Here is a 24,014-nt window from a genome sequence, read left to right on the forward strand (position 1 = left end):
AAACTTAAAAAAAAACAAACTAAATACAGTAGTTTTGTAGAACTAATTTTATTTGATGGTTTTTCATAAAGAATTAATACACTGGTATTTACAAAATAATAGATCTTTGCCTTGGAGAAAAACAAAAGATCCTTATTTCATTTGGTTAAGCGAAATTATGTTACAGCAAACAAGAGTTGCGCAAGGATTGCCTTATTTTTTAAGGGTTACAGAGGCTTTTCCAACCGTTTTCGATTTAGCAAAAGCTGAAGAAAATGAGGTGTTAAAACTATGGCAAGGTTTAGGTTATTACTCTAGAGCAAGGAATTTACATTACACTGCAAAGCACATTGCAAATGAATTAAATGGAGTGTTTCCTGATAATTATAAAACTTTGTTAAAGTTGAAAGGAGTGGGCGATTATACCGCTTCAGCTATCGCTTCTATATGTTATAATGAACCTGTTGCTGTTGTTGATGGGAATGTATATAGAGTTTTGTCACGTTATTTTGGAATACAAACACCTATTAATATAACTAAAGGAATTAAAGAGTTTAAAGAATTAGCTCAAAGTTTGATTGACGTTAAAAACCCCGGAAATTACAATCAAGCCATTATGGATTTTGGAGCATTACATTGTAAGCCACAAAACCCCTTATGTGATAGTTGTATGTTTTCAGAAAGTTGCATTGCTTTCAATTCAGATTTGGTAAAAGAATTGCCAAAAAAGGAAAAGAAGCTAAAAGTTAAAAAGAGATTTTTTAATTATTTAGTGGTTGTAACAGATACCAATGAAACAATTTTAGAAGAAAGAAAAGGAAAAGGTATTTGGGAAGGATTATATCAGTTTCCTTTAATTGAAACTGAAAAATATATTGATGTTAATGAATTAATTGATTTAGATGATTTCAAAAATTTATTTTCAAAAGAGACCTCTATTAAGCTATTCAATAAAAAAGAAATAATTCATAAACTATCACATCAACATTTATATACTCAATTTTGGATTGTTAATACTTCTTTTATAAAGGAAGCAACTACAAATTGGAAAGAAATAAAAAAACAACCAGTACCTGTTTTAATAGACAAGTTTTTAAATGAATTTTTAAAGTTAGAAAAGTAATTTTCGTATATTTGATTTTACACAAAACTATAAAGCTATGGCTGGAACAGTAAACAAAGCTATTTTAATTGGGCATCTTGGAGATGAAGTAAAAATGCACTATTTTGAAGGAGGAAATGCAATTGGTCGTTTTCCTATAGCTACTAATGAAACGTATACCAACCGTCAAACAGGAGAAAAAATAACGAACACTGAATGGCATAATATAGTGGTACGTAATAAATTGGCTGAAATTTGTGAAAAATATTTAACAAAAGGAGATAAAGTTTATATTGAAGGACGTATTAAAAATCGTCAGTATGAGGTTGATGGCCAAAAAAGGTATACTACTGAGATACAGGTACAAGACATGACTTTCTTGTCTACTAAGAAAGATCCTAATGCTATGGTTTCCCCTCAGCAAAGCCAAACACAACCTCAGGCAAATAATAATGAAAATATTAAAGTTGCTTCAAGTGAAGACGATGATTTACCATTCTAGTTTAATTAAAATTTAAATTTTGGACCCAGACCCCGAACTGTTTTTAAATATCTATTTAAGTATTAATTGGTTAACAACACTTAATTTTGTTGTTTTACTAGTTTTACTAATCTGTTCAGCTTTAATATCAGGAACAGAAGTTGCTTTTTTCTCTATTTCACAAATTGAAATTGATAACCTTTCTGAAAAATCGAAAGGAAAAAGTATTGTTGTAAAGCTACTTGAGAATCCTAAGAAACTGTTAGGAACAATATTAATAACTAATAACTTTATAAATATTTTAATAGTTCTAATTTTTGCTTCACTTGGTGAAGTTCTTTTTAGCGAACTATCTTCTGGGGTGAAGTTTTTTATTGAAGTAGTATTAGTGACCTTTTTAATTTTATTGTTTGGAGAGGTTTTACCTAAGGTATATGCAACAAGAAGATCTATGCAGTTTGCTAATTTTATGGCAAAACCGATACAATTGTTAAATACTATTTTAACACCATTAAGTTCTCCGCTTATAAAGTTAACAAGTGTTGTTGAAAATAAACTAGGAAATAAAAACAATAATTTGTCAGTTGAAAGACTATCTCAGGCGTTAGAATTAACATCAGATAATGCCACTACAAAGGAAGAGCAGAAAATTTTAGAAGGAATAGTAACTTTTGGAAATACTGAAACAGTACAAATAATGAAACCAAGAACCGATGTTTGTGCTATTTCTGATGAAACTAGTTATGCAGAAGTACTTAAAATTATTTTAAAAAATGGGTATTCGCGTAATCCTGTTTATCATGAAAATATTGATACAATTGTAGGTGTTTTATATGCAAAAGACTTGCTGCAGCATTTAAATAAAACTACTTACAAATGGCAATCTTTAGTTCGAGAACCTTTTTTTGTTCCTGAAAATAAAAAATTAGATGATTTATTAAGTGAATTTCAAGAGAAGAAAAAACATTTAGCAATTGTTGTTGATGAATATGGAGGAACTAGTGGTATTGTTACACTTGAAGATGTAATTGAAGAAATAGTTGGTGATATTAATGATGAGTTTGATGATGAAGATTTATCATATTCTAAGTTAGATGAAAACAATTATATTTTTGATGGAAAAATAACAATTAGAGATTTTTGTAAAGTTTTAGGAGATGATGACGAAGAAAAGTTTGAAGAAGAAAAAGGTGAGAGTGAAACTTTAGCTGGATTTATTTTAGAAGTTTCAGGGAAATTTCCTAAAAAGGGAGAGAAAATAAACTTTAGTAATTATACGTTTACTATTGAAGCGTTAGATAAAAAACGTATAAAACAAGTTAAAGCAACACGAAATGCGTAAAACACTTTTGCTTTTAGTAGCACTTATAATGATAAGTTGTGGAGAAGAAACTACACCAAAACCTAAAGCATATTTAAGTTTAGAATATCCTGAATTAGGATATAATAGGTTAAATATGGATAAACCTTATCGTTTTGATGTAGCGAAAAGTGCAACTATAAAAGATTTACCTAAAAATTGGTTGAAAATTCAGTATCCAAAACTTAAAGCATCTGTTGATATAACCTATAGACCAATTGATAATAATTTAAAAGAGTTGTTAGTAGAGGCTGAAAAGTTAGTGCTAGAACATACAGTGAAAGCTGATCATATTTCATGGAGAGATTTTTCTAATAAAGAGAATAAAGTATATGGAAAAATGTGTGAAATAGCAGGGAATGCTGCATCACAAATTCAGTTTCATGTAACTGATAGCACCAAGCATTTTATGAAAGGGTCTTTGTTTTTCTATATAAAACCCAATTATGATTCTATTTTACCAGCTGTAGAACATATTAAAAAAGATATGGTTCGTATGATGGAAAGTCTTCAGTGGGAGAATTAAGAAGAAGTTAAAAAAGAAATTGCTACAAGAATGAGAATGATATTTTATTTGATGTTTAAAACATCAAAAGGTTTAGATATTTTAGATGATAAATATGAAGATGATTTATATAGAGAAACGTTAACTATTTTTTCTTTTTTTAGTATTGTAAGATTTCTTCTTAATTTTCATGAAGAAAACGCTAAATATTCTTTTTTTTATAACTTGTATCTTCTTGTTCTAGCTATTTTAATAAGTGTGTTTTTCGGAATTATTTTTAGTCTAATTACCCATAAAGTAGGGAAATTACTAAAAGGGAAAGCGTCTTATATTGAAATTTGCTCATTATACGCTTATGCATTAATCCCTATAATTATAGGAGATTCTTTTAAATTTGTTTTAAGAGGAATGCATACTAGTCAAATGGTAGATTTTGATAGTTTTAGGCTGTTAAGTTTTTGGAACGCTATTGTTTTTAGTCTATTATCCCTTAAAATTCTGGTCTTAGGGTTAAAGAAGTTTAATCAATATTCTTATTTAAAAAGTGCTATTAATAGTGCCATTTTGGTTTTACCAGTACTTGGGTTTTGGCTTTATTTTGTTTTTAATTAGTGAACGTTTTTCTACTTTGCAGCCACAAATAAAATTGTAAACCAAATAAAATTGCTCCTGCCAATAAGTGAGTTGCTTGTGTTCCTAAAGGGAATTCAGCATAGTACATTAAAATACCTGTAATGGTTTCTAAAAAGATTAGAAAAACAATCCAGTTCACTAAATTATAACCTAAGTTTTTAATTTGGTTTAGATAAAACATTCCTAAGTTAACTAATACAATAGCTATAGTGAAAGATCTGTGAAAGTAAAATTTAAAATTAGGTTCCATTAAACTATACTCTTTATTATCAAATCCAAATAATTTTACTTGTTCATCAATAAACTGTCTTACTTGTGTTCCCATAGCAATTTGTATCAATGAAAAAACTACTGAAGCTATTAAAAGTTTATTAAATAACGAGTTGTATTTTGGAGTGTCGTCTGAACTTACTTTTGCTTGGTTTTTTCCTGAAACTATAAATAAAAGCCATAATAATAAAGCAACAATAATTAATCCGGCAACCATGTGAATAGTAATAACAGTTGGTTTTAAATTTGTGTCAACCACAGTTTTTCCTAGCCAGGCTTCAAATAACATTAAAAAGAAAGCTCCAAAGGCTACTAAAGGAATTGTTTTATTTTCTCTCCAGAATTTACTTGCTCCAACTATTAAAAATAAAAAGACAAAGCCAGATAAAACTGATGCTAATCGGTTTATGTATTCTGTCCAGGTATGATATTTATTAAATTTAGCATACGAGTGTTTGGTATATTTCCCCCAATTATTAGTATTAAATTCATTAGTAGTTTTTATATTGTTTTCGGCAACAAATAGCATATCATCTTTAACAATAATCATCCCTTTGTTATAATCTGTATTAGGTTGCCAGGTAATTTGTTCTTCAGAAGTTGGTGGAATGTAATATCCAAAACATTTTGGCCAATCAGGGCATCCCATTCCAGATCCAGTCATACGAACAACAGAACCAGCTAAAAAAATTAAATAAACAGAAATTAATGAAATTTTTACTATAAGAGGAAAATGTTTTTTCATCCAAAAAAGTTTTTACAAAGATACAAAAAAGCATAAAAAAAGCTCTCAATTGAGAGCTTTAGAATTTATGGTTGAAATTGTAATTATAGCTTTTTAGTTAAACTATTTTACTTTTAAAGAGTATTTGATTGTTTCGTGAAAAAACGTTTGTCTTACTTTTTAAATTTTAAAGCTTCAGAACGTCCTTTTTTGAAAATTTTGTTGCTAGCATGAGTTCCTTTACGCAACTCTTTTTGTTCTTCAAATGGTAGTTGAATTATTTCCTGGCACTTAGAAGAACATGTATTCTCCATTTTTTCAGCACAATCATCACATTGAATAAATAATAAATGACAACCTTCGTTGGCACAATTAGTGTGTGTATCACAAGATTTTCCACATTGATGACAGTTTGAAATTACATCATCAGTAATTTTTTCTGCCCTTCTATGATCAAAAACAAAATTCTTTCCTAAAAACTTGTTTTCTATGCCTTCTGATTTTACTTGACGAGTGTATTCTATGATACCTCCTTCTAATTGAAAAACATTTTTAAATCCTTTGTGTTTATAGTAGGCAGATGCTTTTTCACAACGAATTCCACCTGTACAATACATTAAAAGATTTTTATCTTCTTTATGGTCTTTTAAGTCTTCTTCAATAATATCTAAAGAATCTCTAAAAGTATCAACATCAGGTGTTACAGCTCCTTCAAAATGACCAATTTCACTTTCATAATGATTACGCATATCTACACAAACGGTGTTAGGGTTTGCTAACATATCATTAAATTCTTTAGCGCTTAAATGAACACCTTTATTAGTAACATCAAATGTATTATCATTTAATCCGTCAGCAACAATCTTATTACGGACTTTAACTTTTAATTTTAAAAATGATTTATTGTCTTGTTCCACAGCTACGTTTAAACGTATATCTTTTAGAAAAGAAATGGCATCTAATTGATTTTTTAATTCAATCATTCTGTCAGAAGAAACAGAAATTTGAGCATTAATACCTTCGTTAGATACATAGGTTCTTCCTAGTACATCTAATTCATTCCATTCTAGGAATAATTTATCTCTAAATAATTGTGGGTTTTCTATCTTATGATATTGATAGAATGAAATAGTTAAACGGTCTTTTCCCGCTTCGTCAATTAGTGCAGCGCGTTCTATCGCACTTAACTTGTTGTACAGTTGCATGCTATACTTTTTAGTTAAACAAAATATATTGTGATTTTTTATAAAATCATGGCAAAGATACTGCTTTTTTGAACTTTGTTGTTTAAAATATGGCTTTTTGATCTTAATTTGATAATAATTAAACGTGGCTATAAAAAAACCTAAATTTAATATACAACTAATAGTTATTTTTTAAACCTTTGTAACTATTATATAAACAGTTATAACACACTATAAAATTAAAAAACAATGAGAGTAGCAGTTGTTGGAGCTACCGGAATGGTAGGTAATGTAATGTTACAAGTATTAGCAGAACGAAACTTTCCAGTAACAGAGTTGATTCCTGTTGCGTCTGAACGTTCAGTAGGTAAATTATTACCTTACAATGGAAAAGAGTATTCAGTAGTAAATTTAGCTACAGCTGTAGAAATGAAGCCAGATGTTGCTTTATTTTCAGCTGGGGGAGAAACCTCTTTAGAGTGGGCTCCAAAATTTGCTGAAGTTGGAACGACGGTTATCGATAATTCATCAGCATGGAGAATGGATCCGACTAAGAAATTAGTGGTGCCTGAAATTAATGGTGATGTATTAACGAAAGAAGATAAAATTATAGCAAACCCAAACTGTTCTACAATTCAATTGGTAATGGCATTAGGCCCATTGCATAAAGAGTATAGAATGAAGCGTGTTGTAATTTCAACGTATCAATCAGTTTCAGGAACAGGAGTAAAAGCTGTTCAGCAATTAGATAATGAAGAAGCTGGAGTTGAAGGAGAAATGGCTTATCCACACCCAATAGGAAGAAACGCTTTACCTCATTGTGATATTTTTTTAGAAAACGGATATACTAAAGAAGAGATGAAGTTGGTAAAGGAACCAAAAAAGATTTTACGTGATGATTCTTTTTCTATTACTGCTACAGCGGTTAGAATTCCTACAGCTGGGGGGCATTCAGAATCTGTAAATATTCAATTTGAAAATGATTTTGATTTGACTAAAGTACGTGAGATTTTGGCAGGAACTGAAGGAGTTATAGTTCAAGATAATGTAAAAGAAAATGTGTATCCAATGCCTATTAACGCTCATAATAAAGATGAAGTTTTTGTAGGTAGAATTAGAAGAGATGAATCTCAATCAAATACATTAAATATGTGGATAGTTTCTGATAATTTACGTAAAGGAGCTGCTACTAATACAATTCAAATAGCTGAGTATTTGGTTAAAAACAGCATATTAAAAAATAAAGTTTTGGCGTAAACTTTTATTTTTAACAAAAATGAAAACCTTAGGCATTAGCTTAGGGTTTTTTATTTGATGTATTTTTGTTTTATGGATAAAAAAGAAATTATAAATAGTACAATAACTTTTGTAAAAGAAACGCTTAAAGGAGCAGAAGGAGGACATGATTTTTTTCATGTTGAAAGGGTTTATAAAAATGCTTTACTAATTGCTGAAAAAGAAGATGTAGATGAATTTGTAGTAGCTTTAGGTGCTTTATTACATGATATAGCTGATAGTAAATTTCATGATGGAGATGAGACAGTAGGACCGAAAAAAGCACGATTCTTTTTAGAAACTAAAAAGGTTAATGATGATGTTATAGTACATGTAGAAAATATAATTACCAATATTTCATATAAAGGAGGTAATTTTAAGCAACAATTTAAATCTGCTGAACTTGATGTTATTCAAGATGCTGATCGGTTAGATGCAATAGGTGCTATAGGAATTGCTCGTTGTTTTAATTATGGAGGGTTTAAGAATAGAGAGATTTATAATCCTAGTATACTTCCTAATTTATCTATGACTAAAGAAGAGTATAAGAAGTCTAAAGCACCAACAATAAATCATTTTTATGAAAAGCTTTTATTGTTAAAAGATAAAATGAATACTAATACGGGAAGAAAAATAGCTCAAGAAAGGCATGATTTTATGGAAGTGTTTTTGAAACAGTTTTTTATTGAATGGGCATAAGTATTATTTATATCCAATGTAAATTATATGTTAATAAAAAATAAATTTTATGTTAATTGTGTGTTTTAAAAAAATAGTGTATGTTTGAAACATCGATCCCCGATAAAATTTTTTTCCCTTAAGTTAAGAAACAGCATTTAGATTTTTTTCAGATGCTGTTTTTTTTATATAGTAAATACTCATTAGCCTAAATATGCTGTTTATTTAAAGAATATCTCTAGTACTACATATTTTATTGCAGCTATTATTGCTGCAATAATAAAAACGTAAAGTTGATTTTTATTGTGTAATTGATTTTTGAACATTATCGAAAAATATTTTGTAAAACGATTAAAACAAAACTTACAGTTACCAATATTATTTTTGTTATTACTACTATCATAATTTTTTTATTTATTGAATAATCCCTTTTTTAATAATTACAGTTTTTGAGTTTTTACCATTTATGAAGTCGAATTCTAATAAATCAACTTGATTAAAGTTGTCAATTTTATTATTTAATATTTGTTGAATTCTTTCAACTTCTTTTTTTAAAGATGAAAACTCACAATCAATTAATTCATATTCTCCTTTCTCAGTACTTAAACCGTTTTTTCCATATTGAATACCAGTAGCATATAGAACTTGGTTAATTTCTTTACAATTACAATTTTCTTTTAATGCCTTAAGTATGCTTTTAGATTTATCAATTGAATGTAATGAAGAACTAACAGTGTAACCAAATAAACCTCCTAGTATTAAAAATATAAAAAGTATAAATATTGTTTTTGGTGTTTTTTTCATCATTATTAGAATTAATCTTGTGTTTAATTTCTTGTACAAAGATTTGATTTAAAAATATGTATTACAAGTTAATGAAGCCTGTTTTTAGAAAAATAGGGAACACAATATGGTTGTAATTAATTGTTTGTCAGTATATTGAGTTCTTTTTATGAAGGTGTTTTTTAAGAAGGTAACTAAACCCTAATTTTATAAATTTAGGGTGAAAACTCATAGTTTTTGTTTTTATAAAGTATTATTTTATGAAATGGAATTCAGTTTTTTAATATAAACTGAAGGAAGTAATCCTGTTCTTCTTTTGAAATATTTAGTAAAAGAATCTGTACTTTTATATCCAATTTCTTCTGAGATAGATTGAATAGAATAAGCTCTAAATTGTTTGTTTTCTTTTAACTTTAATACAGCATGATTAATTCTTAAATCATTAATGTATGTGTTGAAATTTTTTTGATAATGCGCGTTTATTACTTTAGATAAATATGAAGTATTAGTTTTTATTTTTTTAGCTACATTATATGAATTACAATCCTGTTTCAAAAAATAATTGTGTTCTTCTAGTTTTTTTAAGCCAGATAAAATTTCTTGATAAGTTTCAGGGTTTATATCTAAAGTATTTTTTTCTTCTATTGTTTTATCTTTAGTGTCAATAATCTTTTGCTGTTCTTCTAACTGTTGTATTTTATTTATTAGCTCATTAAAAGAAGCTGAGTCCTTTTTGTTTTTTTTAGAAGTTTTAAATAAAAATAAGAGTAATAAGGCAATTATTAATGCACCGCTTATTGCTAAATAAGAAATGTTTTTTTGTTGAACTTTTTTTTCTGATGCTAAATTTTCTATTTCTTTATTATGGAAAGAGGTAAGAATCTCCCTTCTTTCTTTGTCTAAAATAGATTGATTTAGCACATACTTTTCGTAGTAGTTATTTGATTTTTCTATATTCCCAGAAAGCTTGTATATTTTGGCTAAGGCTTTGTAATCTTCAACCAAATTAAACTCTTTAGTTTTGGTTTTCATTATATCAATACCTTTATGCATAATAGCAATTGCTGAGTCGTATTGAGAAACCTTAGTGTATGCTTCAGATAAATCTTTGTAATAGTAGGTAATGCCTGAATTTATATCATATTCATCAGATATTTTCTTTAGTTTTAAAAACTGAGTAAGAGCTTCATTGTGCTTTTTTTCTTCTAAAAGTATACGCCCAATTTGCGATTGAAAGTTAATGCGAACCAGACCATTGATGGTATCTAAGCCTTTTTCAATACCCTTTTTTATAGAAAGCTTTGCAGAATCTAATTGGTTTAGTTTTAGATAAGTATTACTAATAGATATTAAAGTTAAAGAAGAATTAAATCGTTTGTTAGCAGTATCTATTTTAGTTGTTTCGTTCAGAAATTTGTACCCTCTTTTATATTCTTTTAAAGCATCTTTGTAGTTGTTAGCTTTAAATTTTACTCCCCCAATAAGTATTGGTATGACGGCTTTGTAAAATTCTAAATTTTCTTTTTCTGCAATACTTTCACTTTTATAAAAATAATCTAAAGCTAATGTAGTGTTTCCTATTGCAGAATAATTATTTCCTAATTGTGCTAAAACTTCTATTGGAGCTATTTTAGCTTTATTTAGTAAGTCTTTTTCTTTAAAGTTTAAGTTGTTATTTTTTAAAAGAGCAAGTTCTTTTTTAAAGAAAACAATAGAAGAATGGTTTTCACTTATAAACTGACTTCTCCTTCCAATGGTGTGTAAAAATTGTATTATTCTAAAAGTATCTTTGTTTTTTTCTGCTAAAAACAGCATTTTTTTCATAAAAGAAATACTCTTCCTTATTTCAGTACTGTTTTGTAAAGAATCTGAAAGTTGTATAAGTTCTTTTTTATAAATGCTATCTTTAAATTCCTGTGCAGAAATTGTAACTGCACAGAAAAATAAAAAATATAATATTATTACCTTTAGGTACTTCATAAATTAAGCTCCTGGGAAATTAGGTTTTCTTTTTTCTAAAAAAGCAGTTGTTCCTTCTTTAAAATCTTCAGTACCAAAACAATTTCCAAATTCAGATATTTCTGATTCAAATCCATTAATTCCATCTTTAAAATTATCATTAACAGCTTTGATAGCTGCACTAATTGCTACTGATGAGTTTCTCATAATTTTACTAGCTAATTTTTCAGCTAGAGGAAGTAATTCTTCTGTGGTTGTTATGTGGTTTACAAGGCCACAATCTTTAGCTTCATTAGCATCAATCATTCCTGCTGTCATAATTAACTCCATAGCTTTACCTTTTCCAACTAACTGTGGTAAACGCTGTGTACCTCCATATCCTGGAATTACGCCTAAAGAAACTTCAGGAAGTCCCATTTTAGCATTGTCAGAAGCAATTCTGAAATGGCATGACATAGCTAATTCTAACCCACCACCTAGGGCAAAACCATTTACAGCAGCTATAACTGGAGTTGATAAGTTTTCAACAAAATCAAATAACATTTCTTGCCCTTTTTTTGCTAAACTCCCTCCTTCTTCAACTGAAAAATGAGCAAACTCAGAAATATCAGCACCAGCAACAAAAGCTTTTTCTCCACTACCAGTAATTATGATAACTTTAGTAGATGAATCGTCTTCTAATGTTTCAAAAGCGTCATGAAGTTCTTCAATTGTCTTTTTGTTTAAAGCATTTAATTTTTTAGGACGATTAATAGTTATAGTTGCTAGTCCGTTACTTTGTTCAATTAAAATATTTTCAAAATTCATGTTATAGTAAGTTATATTATATAAAGCTTCTTTATTAGTTATCCATTAAGTTTTTGGTAAAATCACAGTAAAAACTGTTCCTATACCTTCAGTTGATGAAAAACTAATAGAGCCATCGTAAGTTTCAATAATTTTTTTAATCATAGGTAATCCTAGTCCCATCCCACTTGTTTTGGTAGTGAATTTTGGTTCAAAAATAAGATCTTTATTTTTTTCTATAATACCTTTACCGTTGTCTGAAACAGTGATTTTTACATTGTTGTTTTCTGATGCTACTTTTACTTCAATTTTAGGAGGTGTACCATCCTTTTTCATGGCTTGAGTAGCATTTTTAACTAAATTAGTTACAATACGTATTAATTGTGTTTTATCTAAGTTAGCCATTAAGTTTGATTCTTCAGCGATATAAATAATGTAGTTTTCGGTGAAAATATCTAATGCATGTTTTACAACATCAATAACATCTAATTTTTCTCGACGTTGTGTAGGCATTTTTGCAAAGTCAGAAAAAGCAGAAGCAATAGAGCTCATAACATCTATTTGTTGAATAAGTGTTTGACTGTATTCTGTAAGTTTTTCCTTTATATTTGGTGCCTCAGGATTGAATTTTCTTTCAAAACTTTGAACAGATAAGCGCATTGGAGTTAATGGGTTTTTAATTTCATGAGCAACCTGTTTTGCCATTTCTTTCCAGGCTTGTTCACGTTCACTTTGTGCTAACTTTACTGCACTTTCTTCTAATTGATCAATCATATTGTTGTATGATTCAACAAGTGAATTTATTTCTGAACTAGCAGCTTCTAAAGTGATTTTTTCGTTACGTTTATTTAAACGAGTTTCTTTAATTTTTTGTGATATAGTTTGAATAGATCTAGTAATGTAACTTGAAAGAAAATAAGCTAATATTATGGCTAAAATAAACATGAATAAATACACGAATAAAAGCCTTGACATAAACTCACGCAATTCCTTTTTTTGATCTTCGTTATCTTGTGCAATTTGTAATTGAAGAATACCAATCCGTTTATATCTTGAATCGTTTATGTATGTATAAGATGATTGATAAGTTACTTCTTTTTCTTTTTTCCCCGGAGGTACAACCCTGTGTTCAGAATTTAAAGCAAGTTGCATTAATATCTCTTTTGAAAGGGCTATTTCTTTAGCTTTGTCAAAACTATATGGAATGGATGACTTTAATAGTTTTCCACTCATATCATACATTGAAATAGTAAGTTTGTGTATTGTTGCTATTTCATAAATTTTATTTTGAAAAATTTTTGAAAGATTATTTGTAGTAACTCCGTATGTGGTTGTATTTAGTTCTATTTCAATATTTTGTTTGGTTGCTTCTTCTTTTCTTCCAAAACGTTGAGTGTTGTATTCTTTTGTTTGCTCGTCATATTGTAAAATAGTAACAGAAACAATTAATATTGATGCCAATAATATTAATAATATCATTGATAAAAATATTCGAATACGTAGTGATATGTTATTTAGAATTATCAATTTTTAAGAGCTATTTTTTTAGATTTCATATATAATATATCATCAGAATCACCGTCATTATCCCAATCGTAAATAACTTTTCCATCAAACCCTTCAGAGGTCTGTGTAATATGATACCAAGCTTTTACTTGTTTTCCTAAATAAGGATATTCAACATACAAACTATCATTTCTAGTTTTCCATATACCGCCAGTTTCACCAGTTTTTTTACCATCAGCAAGTTTAAACCATGCGGTAAAAGTTCCATCTTTTTTATAATTAGATTGAGCTTTACCAGAATTAGGTTTACTAAAATCATCTTCAAATACACTAGTGCTATCTGTTTTATTAACAGTTGGCATTTCAATTTTAATATATGAAGTTTCCCAATTACCAATCATATAAGTTGATAAAGATTTTTTTTTCTCTTTGCACGCTAAAGCTAATAGCATTATCATGATAAAGGAAATGACTATTTTAATTTTTTTCATTATGCTTTAATTTTTTCTTCTTTTGTATGTAAAAGGCGCGTTAGTTTAATGGATAAATCTAATAAAATTATTTTAGCATTTCCATTACGCTCAATATGATATTGAGCATCACTTACTTCTTTTTCTATGGTTAAGATATTTCCACTATGAATGAAAGGTGAAAATTTAGACAAATCAAAACTAGGAGAGGTAGTTTCTAAGAAAACTAAATCAGGAGTACCATAGTTTAATAACAGTGCTTGTCTGAAAAATTGTAAGCAGTATTGTAAAAATTGTTTCTGGGTTTCTCTACCAGATCCTGCAATTGCTTCTGACCAACCAATTAAATCTTGTATTACAGCTGCATTTCCTTTAGCTCTAAAGGCACTACGAATCCAAGTAATAAACCATTCTTCGAAGATGGTATCGTTTGAGTTATTGTGTAATAAATGAACAGCCTTGTTATAGTTTCCTTCAGATTGATGTGCTAATTTTAAAGCTTCATTCTCTTGAATACCTTCTCTTTGAATTAAACTTTTTACAAGATCAGCATTCCCTAAAATAGGAAAATGTAAAGCTTGACATCTTGATTTTATAGTGTTAATTATTTGGCCTTCATCTTCTGTTACTAACAGAAAAATAGTTTTATTTGGAGGTTCTTCAATTAACTTTAATAACTTATTTGATGCAGCAATATTCATTTTTTCTGCCATCCAAATTATCATTACTTTAAAACCTCCTTCATATGATTTTAATTGTAATTTTTTTACAACATCTTCAGCCTCATCAACACCGATTTGACCTTGCTTATTTTCTACACCAATATGTTGTAACCAATTAAATAAACTTCCATAAGGTTGTTCTTTAATAAAAGACCTCCATTCTTCTAAAAATAAATTACTTACTGGGTGCCTTTTTACAGAGTCAGTTGTAGTTACTGGAAAAGCAAAATGTAAGTCAGGGTGTTGAAGTTTATTACATTTTATTGTACACGCTTCTTTATTTTCAGAAAAACTACATAGTAAATGTTGTGCATAGGCAATAGCCATTGGCAGGGTGCCACAGCCTTCTTTGCCTATAAATAATTGAGCATGTGGTATTCTTCCATTTTTAGCAGATTTTTTTAAATGATTTTTTATGTGCTCTTGTCCAATAATTTCCTCGAAAGTCATATTACAAATATACTATTTCACCAATAGTGAACAATAAGTATTTTGTAAATAGAATTAATACGATCAATAAGTAGTTTAGAATCGTTCTATTTAGTATATTTGCAAGCTAACACAAACTTTTTTTGAGCACAATAGCATCGTTAAAAATCGGGGAAAAAGGCATTATATCTGAAAGCTGTTTAGATAGAATACCTTTAAAATTATTAGAAATGGGGTGTTTGCCTGGAACTGAGGTTGAATTATTACAAATTGCCCCGTTTAAAGACCCTATGTATATATGTGTTAATGGTAGTCATTTAGCGATACGTAAAGAAACCGCTTGTCAAATAGTAGTAACTAAAATTTAAGGATGAGCAATAAGATTAAAGTATCATTAATTGGAAATCCAAATACAGGAAAAACATCTTTATTTAATCAACTAACCGGGTTAAATCAAAAAGTAGGAAATTATCCTGGAGTAACAGTTGATAAAAAACAAGGAACGTGTAAGTTACCAGAAGGTAAAACAGCAGTTATAACTGATTTGCCAGGTACTTATAGTATAAATCCGACTTCAATAGATGAAAGTATTGTACTTAAAACATTAATGAGTACAAATGAAGAAGATATTCCTGATGTAATTGTTGTTGTTGCTGATGTAGAAAACTTAAAAAGAAATTTACTGCTTTTTTCCCAAATTCAAGACTTAGAAATTCCAACTGTATTGGCAATAAACATGGCCGATCAAATGGAAAAGAAAGGGATTTTAATTGATATTAAAGCTTTAGAAAAAGAATTACAAACAAAAGTAGTGTTGATTTCTGCTAGAAATAAGAAAGGAATCGATGTGCTTAAGAAAGAAATAATTAGTTCAAGTAAGTCAACTTATTCTTCAAACTTTGCTCAAATTTATTCTAAAATTGACATAGAATATTTTGAAAATTTTAAAAGAATAAGCAATCGTTTTTCGGTGTATGAATTATGGTTAATGCTTACAAAAAATCAAACTTCACTTTTAACGGCTGAAGAAAAAAAGGAGTTGCTTTTTTTAAAGAATGATATTTCAAAAGAAAAAAAATATCAGCATAAAGAAACTATCTATCGTTACCAACTAATAAATGAAGTTTTAAAAAAAACATACAGCGTAGATAAATCAAAAGCTAAGGATTTAAGAAGTAAATTAGATGCCATTTTTACCCATAAAATCTTTGGGTACATTATTTTCTTTGGACTCCTATTATTAATATTTCAATCGATTTTTGATTGGGCTTCTACTCCAATGGATTTTATTGATGGTTTATTTGCTGATATCACTGATAAGGCAAAAGATATATTTCCGAAAGGAAAACTTACTGATTTGTTAACCGAAGGAATTATTCCCGGAATAGGTGGCGTAGTTATATTTATACCACAAATTGCTATTTTATTTTTGTTTATAGCTGTTTTAGAAGAAACAGGATACATGAGTAGGGTAGTGTTTTTAATGGATAAAATAATGCGTCGTTTTGGAATGAGCGGAAAGAGTGTTATTCCATTAATATCAGGAACAGCATGTGCTATACCAGCTATTATGGCTACTCGAACTATATCAAGTTGGAAAGAACGATTAATAACCATTTTAGTAACTCCTTTTACTACTTGCTCAGCTAGATTACCAGTATACGCTATTTTAATTGCTTTGGTAATTCCTGATACTAAAGTTTTTGGTTTTTTAAGCTTACAAGGGTTAACCTTATTAAGTTTATATTTTTTAGGTTTTGCAGCTGCTATTATAGCAGCATACATACTGCATAAAAGTTTAAAAATAAAAAGTAATACATTTTTTGTTGTTGAAATGCCTAACTATAAATTACCCTCTTTAAAAAATGTTTTTTTAGATGTTTTGGAGAAAACAAAGGCGTTTGTTTTTGGAGCAGGAAAAATAATCTTAGCTATTTCAATTGTTTTATGGTTTTTAGCATCACACGGTCCATCTTCTTATGAAAATGTTGAGAAAGTGATTACTGAAAAGAATGTAGAGATGAAGCTTTCAGATAAAGAGCTACATCAAAAAATAGCTTCAGCAAAATTAGAGAGTTCTTATATAGGTATTATGGGTAAAACTATTGAGCCAATAGTAAAACCTCTAGGGTATGACTGGAAAATAGGTATTGGTTTAATCGCTTCTTTTGCTGCACGAGAAGTGTTTATTGGTACGTTGGCTACTATTTATAGTGTAGAAAATAATGATGAAGATATTACAACTATTAAGCAAAAAATGGAATCTGAATTAAATCCAGACACAGGTAAAAAAAGGTTTGATTTTGCTACAGGTATGTCTTTACTTTTATTTTATGCGTTTGCTATGCAATGTATGGCTACACTGGCTATTGTTAAACGTGAAACAAAAAGTTGGAAATGGCCTATAATACAATTGGTTGGTATGGGAGTTTTAGCTTATGTAGTAGCATTAATATCTTATCAAACTTTAAGCTAATGCAAGAAATTATAACATATAGTATTGTTGTTTTAGCAGTTGTTTTTCTAGTTAGAAAATTCTTTTTTAAAACTAAAAAAGATACTAATTGTAACAAAGGGTGTAACTGTGGATAGTTTTAATATTCTTAACTTTTGAATACTCATAAAATAGCAACTCTTTGATTTTAAGTGTAAAAATATTTTTTTAAATGTTAAAAACATGTAGTTTTGCACTTGAAAGGATAAAAAAATTGCTAATTAAACACACTATATTTTATGAGAAGAGTATTCTTAAGTGCCGTTATGGTACTTGTATGTGCATGGGGGTATGCGCAAGATTTACCTAAAGTTGTGCCACCATCACCAAATATCGCAGCTTTAAATAAGTATTTAGATGCACCTGTTTCACATGCAACAGGAATTCCTAGCATTAATGTTCCTATTTATGCCATAAATAATGGAGATATATCATTACCTGTTAACTTATCATACCATGCAGGAGGTGTTAAAGTTGAAGAAATAGCATCATGGGTAGGATTAGGCTGGAGTTTAAATTCAGGAGGAGTCATATCACGAATGTCAAAAGGACTTCCTGACGATCATCCAAAAGGCTATATGTATGCTGATAAGAAGGTGCAAGAGTTAAGAAATTTAAAAGGAGTTTCTTGGATGTCTTTTTATAATGAACTTGTTATGGCTAATAATTTAGCAAAAGATTATCAACCAGATATTTTTAGTTTTAATTTTGGAAATTATTCGGGAAAGTTTTTTTATAATCAAACAACCAATGAATTTGTTCAAACTCCATATTCTAATATTGATGTAAAGTATCAAAAAGGAAGTGATGGAAAAACAATTATACGCTGGATATTTACCACCCCAAATGGAGTTAAGTATTATTTTGGAAAATCAAAAAATAACACAAGAGAAGGAATTGATAAGAATAATGGAAATCATACATTTAGCTATGACGGGCAAAATACTTCATCATTACCATCAAGTGGAGTAGCAATGCCAACACATATAACGGCATGGTACTTAATGGATATTGTTTCTGTTAAAGGGAAAGAAATAAACCTTACCTATAAAAAGACGTTAGGAATTAACACTTTAAATAGAACAGGAGAAACATATATCCCAAGTCATCAATGTGGTTCAAAACCAACTAGATATAATATTTCATTTTCTCAAAGTTTATTAGATCAAACTATAATAAGTAAAATAGAATTTGATACAGGTAAGATAGAATTTATAGAAGATACAGTAGGAAGGTTAGATTTAACGGGATCAACCAAGTTAAAAGAGGTGAAATTATATGATTCAAATAATAGCTTAATAAAAACTACTCGATTGCATTACGATTACACTATTTCACCTGTAGAAACTGGTAAATGGGTAAATGTAGGAAATGCAACACAAAGAAGGTACAGACTTCGTTTAACCTCAGTGGAAGAACAAGGTAAAGATGGAAGTAAAAAACCTCCATATCAATTTATATATAATACTACACTTTTGCCTAGTAGACTTTCGAATGCTCAAGATTATTGGGGTTATTATAATGGAATTGAGGATAACTACGGATTAATTCCTGAGATAAGATTCAAAAAAAACATCTATGTCGGTAATGCTAATAGAACAACAGATCCTATAAAATCTCAAGCAGGAATATTAACAAAAGTGATTTATCCTACAGGAGGAAGTGCAAGTTATTTTTATGAAAATAATACAGCATCAATAGTTATTAGTAAAATAGATAAACACTATAATTTAAGAAACAGGTTAGTAAATAAAAGCGTTTCTTTTATAAAATCTCCAGTAAATATTGATAATTCAGGGCAGAATACCTATGCTAAAAATTTTACAATAACAAATGGCCTAGGAAGGGCAAGTATAACAACATCAGTAACCGGATGTAGTAATCCAACTATTCTATCTGATTTAGGATGTGATTACATGTTAACAATAAAAGGAATTACAGATCCTACTTTTGAAATGACTATTTCTTCTCCTTCGTTTAAAACAGAGCTTCCGTCAGGAGTATATAAATTAGTAGCATTAGAAACTGGAGGAGGAGGGTCTTCAGGAGGGTTAGTAGGTTCAGGTAGTACTAGTAATTCTTCTACTTTTTCATTAACAATAAATTGGGGAGAAGATCCACATCCAGAATATTTAACAGTAGGAGGATTGAGAGTCAGTAAAACTGTTTTAACAGATATTAATGGAAAAACAATAGAAAAAAGGTATAATTATAATCAGTTTAACCAAAATATAACAAGCGGTTATGCTATATCTTCTCCGTCTTTTTTAGTAAATATTGTAGATAGCTCATGTTCTCCTATTTCTGAAGTGACCAAAATAGCCTCGTATAGTCAATTCTCTATGAGTTTAATCAAAGGAAACATACTGGGGTATTCTAACGTAACAGAATTAAATGTTGATAACTCAAAAACTGAGTATTCTTTTAATTCACCTGGTGCTTTCCCTCACTATCAAGCTACAAATGAAGAGATTCTTCCAGATTTATATACCGGCTGGCTTAGAGGGAATTTAATAAAAAAAGAAGATTTTTCAATTGAAGGAAGTAATTATCAAAAGAGAAGAACATTAGTTAATCAATATGATAGAGTCACTACAAACAAGTTTTCTAATGTAGGTATTGCTATGTTACCTTGGATTAGTAACCTGAATGAAACTTTCAGTTTTGGTTTTTACAGTTCTATCAGTGAGTGGTATCGTTTAAAAAACACCGTTACGACGGATTATTTTTCAACAGGAAACATTACTACTACTCAAAACTATGTTTACAATAATAACCCGTTGTTAGCATCAGAAACGAATAGCACCAACAGCCAAGGTGTTTTATTAAAAACAAAAACGTATTACCCAGATGATATAGTTAACGTGAGTTCTTTAGGACATGATAATTTAACTACTACAGAAAAATCTGCCATTGATCAGTTAAAAAAGGGAGCGCAACATCGAATATCTGAAACTGTTCAAGTTGAAACCTATAAAAATAATGTTTTACAATCTACACAACGTACCAATTATAAAAACTTTAATGGGTTATACTTACCACAAATAGTACAGTCATCAAAAGTTAATTTAGCCTTGGAAGACCGCGTAGTATTTCATCAATATGATACCAAAGGAAATCCAGTAGAGGTTAGTAAAAAAGACGGTACTAAGATTTACTATGTATGGGGCTATAATCAAACACAGCCTATAGCAAAAATAGAAGCTTACGAGGGTGTTATTAGTTCAGCACAACAAACAGCTATTAATAATGCGGTGACTGCATCTAACGCAGATACTAATGTAGCTACAGAAAATGCATTACGAACTAGTTTAGCAACTTTGCGTGCAAGTTTTACAAATATACAAACCCAAGTAACTACGTTTACTTATAACCCTTTAATAGGAGTTACTAGTGTAACAGACCCAAGAGGCCGAACTATGTATTATGAGTATGATAATTTTAACCGTTTAAAACTGGTTAAAGATGCAGAGGGAAATATATTAAAAGAGAATACATATCATTATAAAAACTAAGAAGCTATGAAAAAGTTATTATATATCATATTGTTTCTACCTATGCTATTAGTAGGTCAAACACAAACAGAGAATTACGTAACCAGTAAAACATATAAAAAAGCAACGACAAGCCCTATAGTAGGGAATGACAAAGACAAGGTAAGTACCAGTATTCAATATTTTGACGGTTTAGGTCGTGCAAAACAAAGTATTGTATTATCAGGAGGAGGTATTTTAGCAAATGCTAATGAAATGCCTATTGATTGGACTTTAAATAATACTGCAACTGATTTTTATAATCGTAATGGAAGTAGTGCCGAAAATACAATAGTAAATGGAACAACCCCTTTTGGAACTACTGATTTATTGTGGGAATGTAAACCTGATTCTGGAGGACAAGCAAGTGGTGGTTGGAATACTGACTATTTTGAAATTGACAGAACTAAGAGTTACCGTTATACAGTTTGGGTAAAGAAAACCAACACTTCTAATAATGTAGGGACAACTTATCATGGGATACAAAATGTAAATAATTTAAATGGTACAGCCAATACCAATCCATATTTTTGGGCTGGAAGTTTACCACAATTAAGCACATGGTATTTACTAGTAGGAATGGTTCATCCAGCAGATTATACAGGTGTAGATACAGGAGTTAGTGGACTGTATGACGTTAATGGAAACAAAGTAGCTAATGGAGTAGAATATAAATGGAGTCCAAGTCATACAACGACTCGTTTACGTAATTATTTGTACTATACCTCAAGTACTACTACTCGTCAATACTTTTGGAGTCCATTATTTGAACAAGTAGATGGAGGAAACTTAACTATTCCAGAACTAGCAAAGAGTAATAGTGCTATTAGTTCAGTAGCTCCACCAAAAGATATTGTTACTCACTATGAGTACGATGCTTTAGGGCGCCAAACAAAAGAGTACTTACCGTATGCAACCACGGGTACAAATGGAAATATAGTTACAGGAAATGTAGCTAATGCAACCAACGCTTTTTATCAAACAAAACATACTGCTGATTTTGCAGGAGTATCTTTACCAGATGTAAATGCATATTCAGAAAAGGTACTAGAGAACTCTCCTTTAAACCGAGTATACGAACAAGCAGCACCTGGAAAGGACTGGAAAAAAGGAAATACCTATTCTTCAAAAGGATATACCAACAATAGTCATAGTATAAAGTTTGAATATGATGTTAATACAGCATCAGAAGTAATTAACTATTATGTAACTACTAGTTTTGCAAATAACACTTTTACGCCTACTTTACAAAGAAGTACAGCTAATAGCGGATATTTTACAGTTGGGCAGTTAAGTAAAACAATTACTAAAGATGAAAACTGGATGCCAGCTGATGGTGTAAATCATACAACAGAAGAGTTTAAAAATAAACAAGAACAGGTAGTATTAAAACGTACCTATAATGTAGGTCAAAAACACGATACCTATTATGTATATGATAACTTTGGAAACTTAACCTATGTATTACCTCCAAAAGTAGAAGGTACTGTTAATAATATTACTACTATAAGAAGTAAGTTAAACGATTTAGGATACCAATACAAATACGACCATAGAAATCGACTAGTAGAAAAGAAAATACCAGGAAAAGGATGGGAGTATATTGTGTATAATAAACAAGATATGCCTGTGATGACTCTTGATGCCAATCAACGTAAAGAAAATACGGGATTATCTTATGATAATTGGTTGTATACAAAATATGATGATCTGGGGAGGGTTCTGTATACTGGTTTAGGGGATAATTGGCAAACTCGAATAGCTATGCAAGGATATGCAAGTAGTTCAGCCTATTCAGATACTGAAAAACGTACCTCTTCATACTTTACATTTGCAGGAACTAAAATATATTATACTAAAAACGGACTACCTACAAATAATTTAAATGGTTTACATTCTATCAACTACTACGATACTTATATAGATTTACCAACCGGATTAAGTACAGCGGTAACTACAAGTTACGGAATAGTATCAACAACCAATACAAAAGGATTAGCTACGGTAAATAAAACACGAGTATTAGGAACTAATAATTGGATTACTACAGTAACCTATTATGATGCTAAAGCGAGACCTATTTATGTATATTCTAAAAACGATTACCTGCAAACTACAGATATTGTAGAAAGTAAATTAGATGATTTTACAGGAAAAGTAGTAGAAACGAAAACGACTCATAAAAAAACAGGAAAAGCTGATATTGTAACTATTGATAGATTTGAGTATGATCATATGGACAGACTTATAAGTCAAACTCAAAAAATCAACAATCAAGTTTCTACTAGGCTCGTAAAAAATAATTACGATGAATTAGGGCAATTAGAAGCTAAGTTAGTAGGTAACGGGACCAAAACTGGGTATAAAGATGTAACTAGCGGAGTTTCTATTACAAATGACGTGATTACCAAAACAGCAGGTGCAGGTTCAGGGTGGAATGTAGGTTTGGCAACCTTAGGAAGTTTTACAGCAGATGGATATACTGAGTTTATTGCTGAGAGTGAGCACAATCCAACTATGGTTGGGCTATCAAAAACAAATACCAATACGCATTATAATACAATCGACTATGCTGTGTATCTTTATTGGTCTAAAAGATTATTAGTTTATGAAAAGGGAGTTCATAAAGGAGAGTATGGAACCTTTCAAAAAGGAGATGTACTTAGGGTAGAACGTATAGGAAGTGAGGTGCATTATAAAAAGAATGGAAAGACTTTTTATATCTCACAAACACCTTCTAGCGGAACCTTATTAGGAGATGTTTCTATGTATTATAATAATTCAAAAATCAAAGACTTTAAGATTGTAGATAATAGCAAAGGTTTACAAAAGGTAGATTATGCATACAATGTACGTGGTTGGTTAAAAAATATTAACCAAGATGGTGTAAATGACAATGATTTATTTAACTTTAGCCTAAAGTATAATGATGCATCTGACGTGAACAAACGTTTATTTAATGGAAATATCGCACAAACTAACTGGAACTCACTAAGTGTAAATACTAGTGGTAACCCAGTAAGTAATCAGTATACCTACACTTATGATGCACTAAACAGAATCACAGGCGCAATCGACAATACAGGGCGATATAACCTCCAAAATGTTACCTATGATAAAATGGGAAATATTTTAACCTTA

19 protein-coding genes are annotated in these 24,014 nt (G+C 29.7%); 11 read left to right on the plus strand and 8 right to left on the minus strand.

Going from position 1 to position 24,014, the window contains the following annotated elements:
* Positions 1–55: 55 nt before the first annotated feature.
* Genes mutY through ACKTTQ_RS05145 form a run of 5 tightly spaced genes read left to right on the plus strand, consistent with a single transcriptional unit; the run spans position 56 to position 4,039 of the window.
* Positions 56–1,102, plus strand: a complete 1,047-nt coding sequence (mutY, locus tag ACKTTQ_RS05125) for an A/G-specific adenine glycosylase (protein ID WP_093869431.1) — start codon at positions 56–58, stop codon at positions 1,100–1,102.
* Between the two features lie 37 nt (positions 1,103–1,139).
* Complete coding sequence (locus tag ACKTTQ_RS05130; RefSeq protein ID WP_093869430.1) at positions 1,140–1,583, plus strand: single-stranded DNA-binding protein; 444 nt, start codon at positions 1,140–1,142, stop codon at positions 1,581–1,583.
* Between the two features lie 19 nt (positions 1,584–1,602).
* On the plus strand, positions 1,603–2,904 hold the full coding sequence (gldE, locus tag ACKTTQ_RS05135) for a gliding motility-associated protein GldE (protein ID WP_299132527.1): 1,302 nt from the start codon (positions 1,603–1,605) through the stop codon (positions 2,902–2,904).
* Entirely contained in the window at positions 2,897–3,448 is a 552-nt protein-coding gene (gene gldD / locus ACKTTQ_RS05140) for a gliding motility lipoprotein GldD (RefSeq protein ID WP_408048574.1), read from the plus strand. Before gldE ends, gldD begins: the two co-directional genes overlap by 8 nt.
* A 30-nt stretch (positions 3,449–3,478) precedes the next feature.
* Entirely contained in the window at positions 3,479–4,039 is a 561-nt protein-coding gene (locus ACKTTQ_RS05145; RefSeq protein ID WP_408048575.1) for a YIP1 family protein, read from the plus strand.
* Here ACKTTQ_RS05145 and ACKTTQ_RS05150 read toward each other — a convergent pair.
* Together ACKTTQ_RS05150 and trhO are read right to left on the minus strand one after the other, a co-directional pair.
* Positions 4,032–5,075, minus strand: a complete 1,044-nt coding sequence (locus tag ACKTTQ_RS05150) for a COX15/CtaA family protein (RefSeq protein ID WP_408048576.1) — start codon at positions 5,073–5,075, stop codon at positions 4,032–4,034. The genes ACKTTQ_RS05145 and ACKTTQ_RS05150 overlap by 8 nt on opposite strands.
* A gap of 152 nt (positions 5,076–5,227) precedes the next feature.
* Positions 5,228–6,259 (minus strand): oxygen-dependent tRNA uridine(34) hydroxylase TrhO, encoded by a 1,032-nt coding sequence (trhO, locus tag ACKTTQ_RS05155; protein ID WP_093869425.1) that lies wholly within the window; start codon positions 6,257–6,259, stop codon positions 5,228–5,230.
* A 228-nt stretch (positions 6,260–6,487) separates the two neighbouring features.
* On the opposite strand from trhO, the gene ACKTTQ_RS05160 reads away from it, so the two are divergent.
* Both ACKTTQ_RS05160 and ACKTTQ_RS05165 read left to right on the plus strand, forming a co-directional pair.
* Complete coding sequence (locus ACKTTQ_RS05160; protein ID WP_093869424.1) at positions 6,488–7,495, plus strand: aspartate-semialdehyde dehydrogenase; 1,008 nt, start codon at positions 6,488–6,490, stop codon at positions 7,493–7,495.
* A gap of 72 nt (positions 7,496–7,567) precedes the next feature.
* Entirely contained in the window at positions 7,568–8,212 is a 645-nt protein-coding gene (locus ACKTTQ_RS05165; protein WP_093869423.1) for an HD domain-containing protein, read from the plus strand.
* A 393-nt stretch (positions 8,213–8,605) separates the two neighbouring features.
* Here ACKTTQ_RS05165 and ACKTTQ_RS05170 read toward each other — a convergent pair whose 3' ends face one another.
* The 6 genes from ACKTTQ_RS05170 to ACKTTQ_RS05195 all read right to left on the minus strand — a co-directional run bounded on the left by ACKTTQ_RS05170 (position 8,606) and on the right by ACKTTQ_RS05195 (position 14,867).
* Positions 8,606–8,998, minus strand: a complete 393-nt coding sequence (locus ACKTTQ_RS05170) for a hypothetical protein (RefSeq protein WP_408048577.1) — start codon at positions 8,996–8,998, stop codon at positions 8,606–8,608.
* Positions 8,999–9,232: 234 nt separating this feature from the next.
* On the minus strand, positions 9,233–10,954 hold the full coding sequence (locus tag ACKTTQ_RS05175; protein ID WP_408048578.1) for a helix-turn-helix domain-containing protein: 1,722 nt from the start codon (positions 10,952–10,954) through the stop codon (positions 9,233–9,235).
* Positions 10,955–10,957: 3 nt separating this feature from the next.
* Positions 10,958–11,740 carry an enoyl-CoA hydratase/isomerase family protein gene (locus ACKTTQ_RS05180; protein ID WP_113786376.1) on the minus strand — a complete coding sequence of 261 codons (783 nt, stop codon included), beginning with the start codon at positions 11,738–11,740 and terminating at the stop codon, positions 10,958–10,960.
* A 45-nt stretch (positions 11,741–11,785) separates the two neighbouring features.
* Complete coding sequence (locus ACKTTQ_RS05185; protein WP_093869419.1) at positions 11,786–13,198, minus strand: sensor histidine kinase; 1,413 nt, start codon at positions 13,196–13,198, stop codon at positions 11,786–11,788.
* A 44-nt stretch (positions 13,199–13,242) separates the two neighbouring features.
* A complete protein-coding gene (locus ACKTTQ_RS05190) occupies positions 13,243–13,716 on the minus strand; it encodes a hypothetical protein (RefSeq protein WP_113786377.1) in 474 nt (157 codons plus the stop codon).
* Entirely contained in the window at positions 13,716–14,867 is a 1,152-nt protein-coding gene (locus ACKTTQ_RS05195) for a DNA polymerase III subunit (RefSeq protein WP_299132506.1), read from the minus strand. The genes ACKTTQ_RS05190 and ACKTTQ_RS05195 overlap by 1 nt, the downstream gene beginning before the upstream one ends.
* 122 nt (positions 14,868–14,989) lie before the next feature.
* Here ACKTTQ_RS05195 and ACKTTQ_RS05200 point away from each other — a divergent pair, with 122 nt between their 5' ends.
* From ACKTTQ_RS05200 to ACKTTQ_RS05215, 4 genes are all read left to right on the plus strand, one after another.
* Positions 14,990–15,214, plus strand: coding sequence for a FeoA family protein (locus ACKTTQ_RS05200; RefSeq protein ID WP_093869416.1), 225 nt, complete (start codon positions 14,990–14,992; stop codon positions 15,212–15,214).
* Between the two features lie 2 nt (positions 15,215–15,216).
* Positions 15,217–17,322: a ferrous iron transport protein B gene (gene feoB, locus ACKTTQ_RS05205; protein WP_408048579.1), complete on the plus strand. Its 2,106-nt coding sequence runs from the start codon at positions 15,217–15,219 to the stop codon at positions 17,320–17,322.
* A gap of 257 nt (positions 17,323–17,579) precedes the next feature.
* Positions 17,580–20,855, plus strand: coding sequence for an RHS repeat domain-containing protein (locus ACKTTQ_RS05210; protein WP_408048580.1), 3,276 nt, complete (start codon positions 17,580–17,582; stop codon positions 20,853–20,855).
* A 6-nt stretch (positions 20,856–20,861) separates the two neighbouring features.
* Positions 20,862–24,014, plus strand: a 3,153-nt coding sequence (locus ACKTTQ_RS05215; protein WP_408048581.1) for a DUF6443 domain-containing protein, incomplete at its 3' end; no start/stop codon positions are given.

The sequence above is a fragment of the Tenacibaculum halocynthiae genome, from assembly GCF_964512825.1.
Lineage (GTDB): Bacteria > Bacteroidota > Bacteroidia > Flavobacteriales > Flavobacteriaceae > Polaribacter > Polaribacter halocynthiae.

Excerpts from the sequence above, each read along its gene's own strand:
- mutY (WP_093869431.1), top strand. The coding sequence starts at position 56 with ATGGTTTTTCATAAAGAATTAATACACTGGTATTTACAAAATAATAGA.
- ACKTTQ_RS05130 (WP_093869430.1), top strand. The coding sequence starts at position 1,140 with ATGGCTGGAACAGTAAACAAAGCTATTTTAATTGGGCATCTTGGAGAT.
- gldD (WP_408048574.1), top strand. The coding sequence starts at position 2,897 with ATGCGTAAAACACTTTTGCTTTTAGTAGCACTTATAATGATAAGTTGT.
- ACKTTQ_RS05145 (WP_408048575.1), top strand. The coding sequence starts at position 3,479 with ATGAGAATGATATTTTATTTGATGTTTAAAACATCAAAAGGTTTAGAT.
- ACKTTQ_RS05150 (WP_408048576.1), bottom strand. The coding sequence starts at position 5,075 with ATGAAAAAACATTTTCCTCTTATAGTAAAAATTTCATTAATTTCTGTT.
- trhO (WP_093869425.1), bottom strand. The coding sequence starts at position 6,259 with ATGCAACTGTACAACAAGTTAAGTGCGATAGAACGCGCTGCACTAATT.
- ACKTTQ_RS05160 (WP_093869424.1), top strand. The coding sequence starts at position 6,488 with ATGAGAGTAGCAGTTGTTGGAGCTACCGGAATGGTAGGTAATGTAATG.
- ACKTTQ_RS05165 (WP_093869423.1), top strand. The coding sequence starts at position 7,568 with ATGGATAAAAAAGAAATTATAAATAGTACAATAACTTTTGTAAAAGAA.
- ACKTTQ_RS05170 (WP_408048577.1), bottom strand. The coding sequence starts at position 8,998 with ATGATGAAAAAAACACCAAAAACAATATTTATACTTTTTATATTTTTA.
- ACKTTQ_RS05175 (WP_408048578.1), bottom strand. The coding sequence starts at position 10,954 with ATGAAGTACCTAAAGGTAATAATATTATATTTTTTATTTTTCTGTGCA.
- ACKTTQ_RS05180 (WP_113786376.1), bottom strand. The coding sequence starts at position 11,740 with ATGAATTTTGAAAATATTTTAATTGAACAAAGTAACGGACTAGCAACT.
- ACKTTQ_RS05185 (WP_093869419.1), bottom strand. The coding sequence starts at position 13,198 with ATGATATTATTAATATTATTGGCATCAATATTAATTGTTTCTGTTACT.
- ACKTTQ_RS05190 (WP_113786377.1), bottom strand. The coding sequence starts at position 13,716 with ATGAAAAAAATTAAAATAGTCATTTCCTTTATCATGATAATGCTATTA.
- ACKTTQ_RS05195 (WP_299132506.1), bottom strand. The coding sequence starts at position 14,867 with ATGACTTTCGAGGAAATTATTGGACAAGAGCACATAAAAAATCATTTA.
- feoB (WP_408048579.1), top strand. The coding sequence starts at position 15,217 with ATGAGCAATAAGATTAAAGTATCATTAATTGGAAATCCAAATACAGGA.
- ACKTTQ_RS05210 (WP_408048580.1), top strand. The coding sequence starts at position 17,580 with ATGAGAAGAGTATTCTTAAGTGCCGTTATGGTACTTGTATGTGCATGG.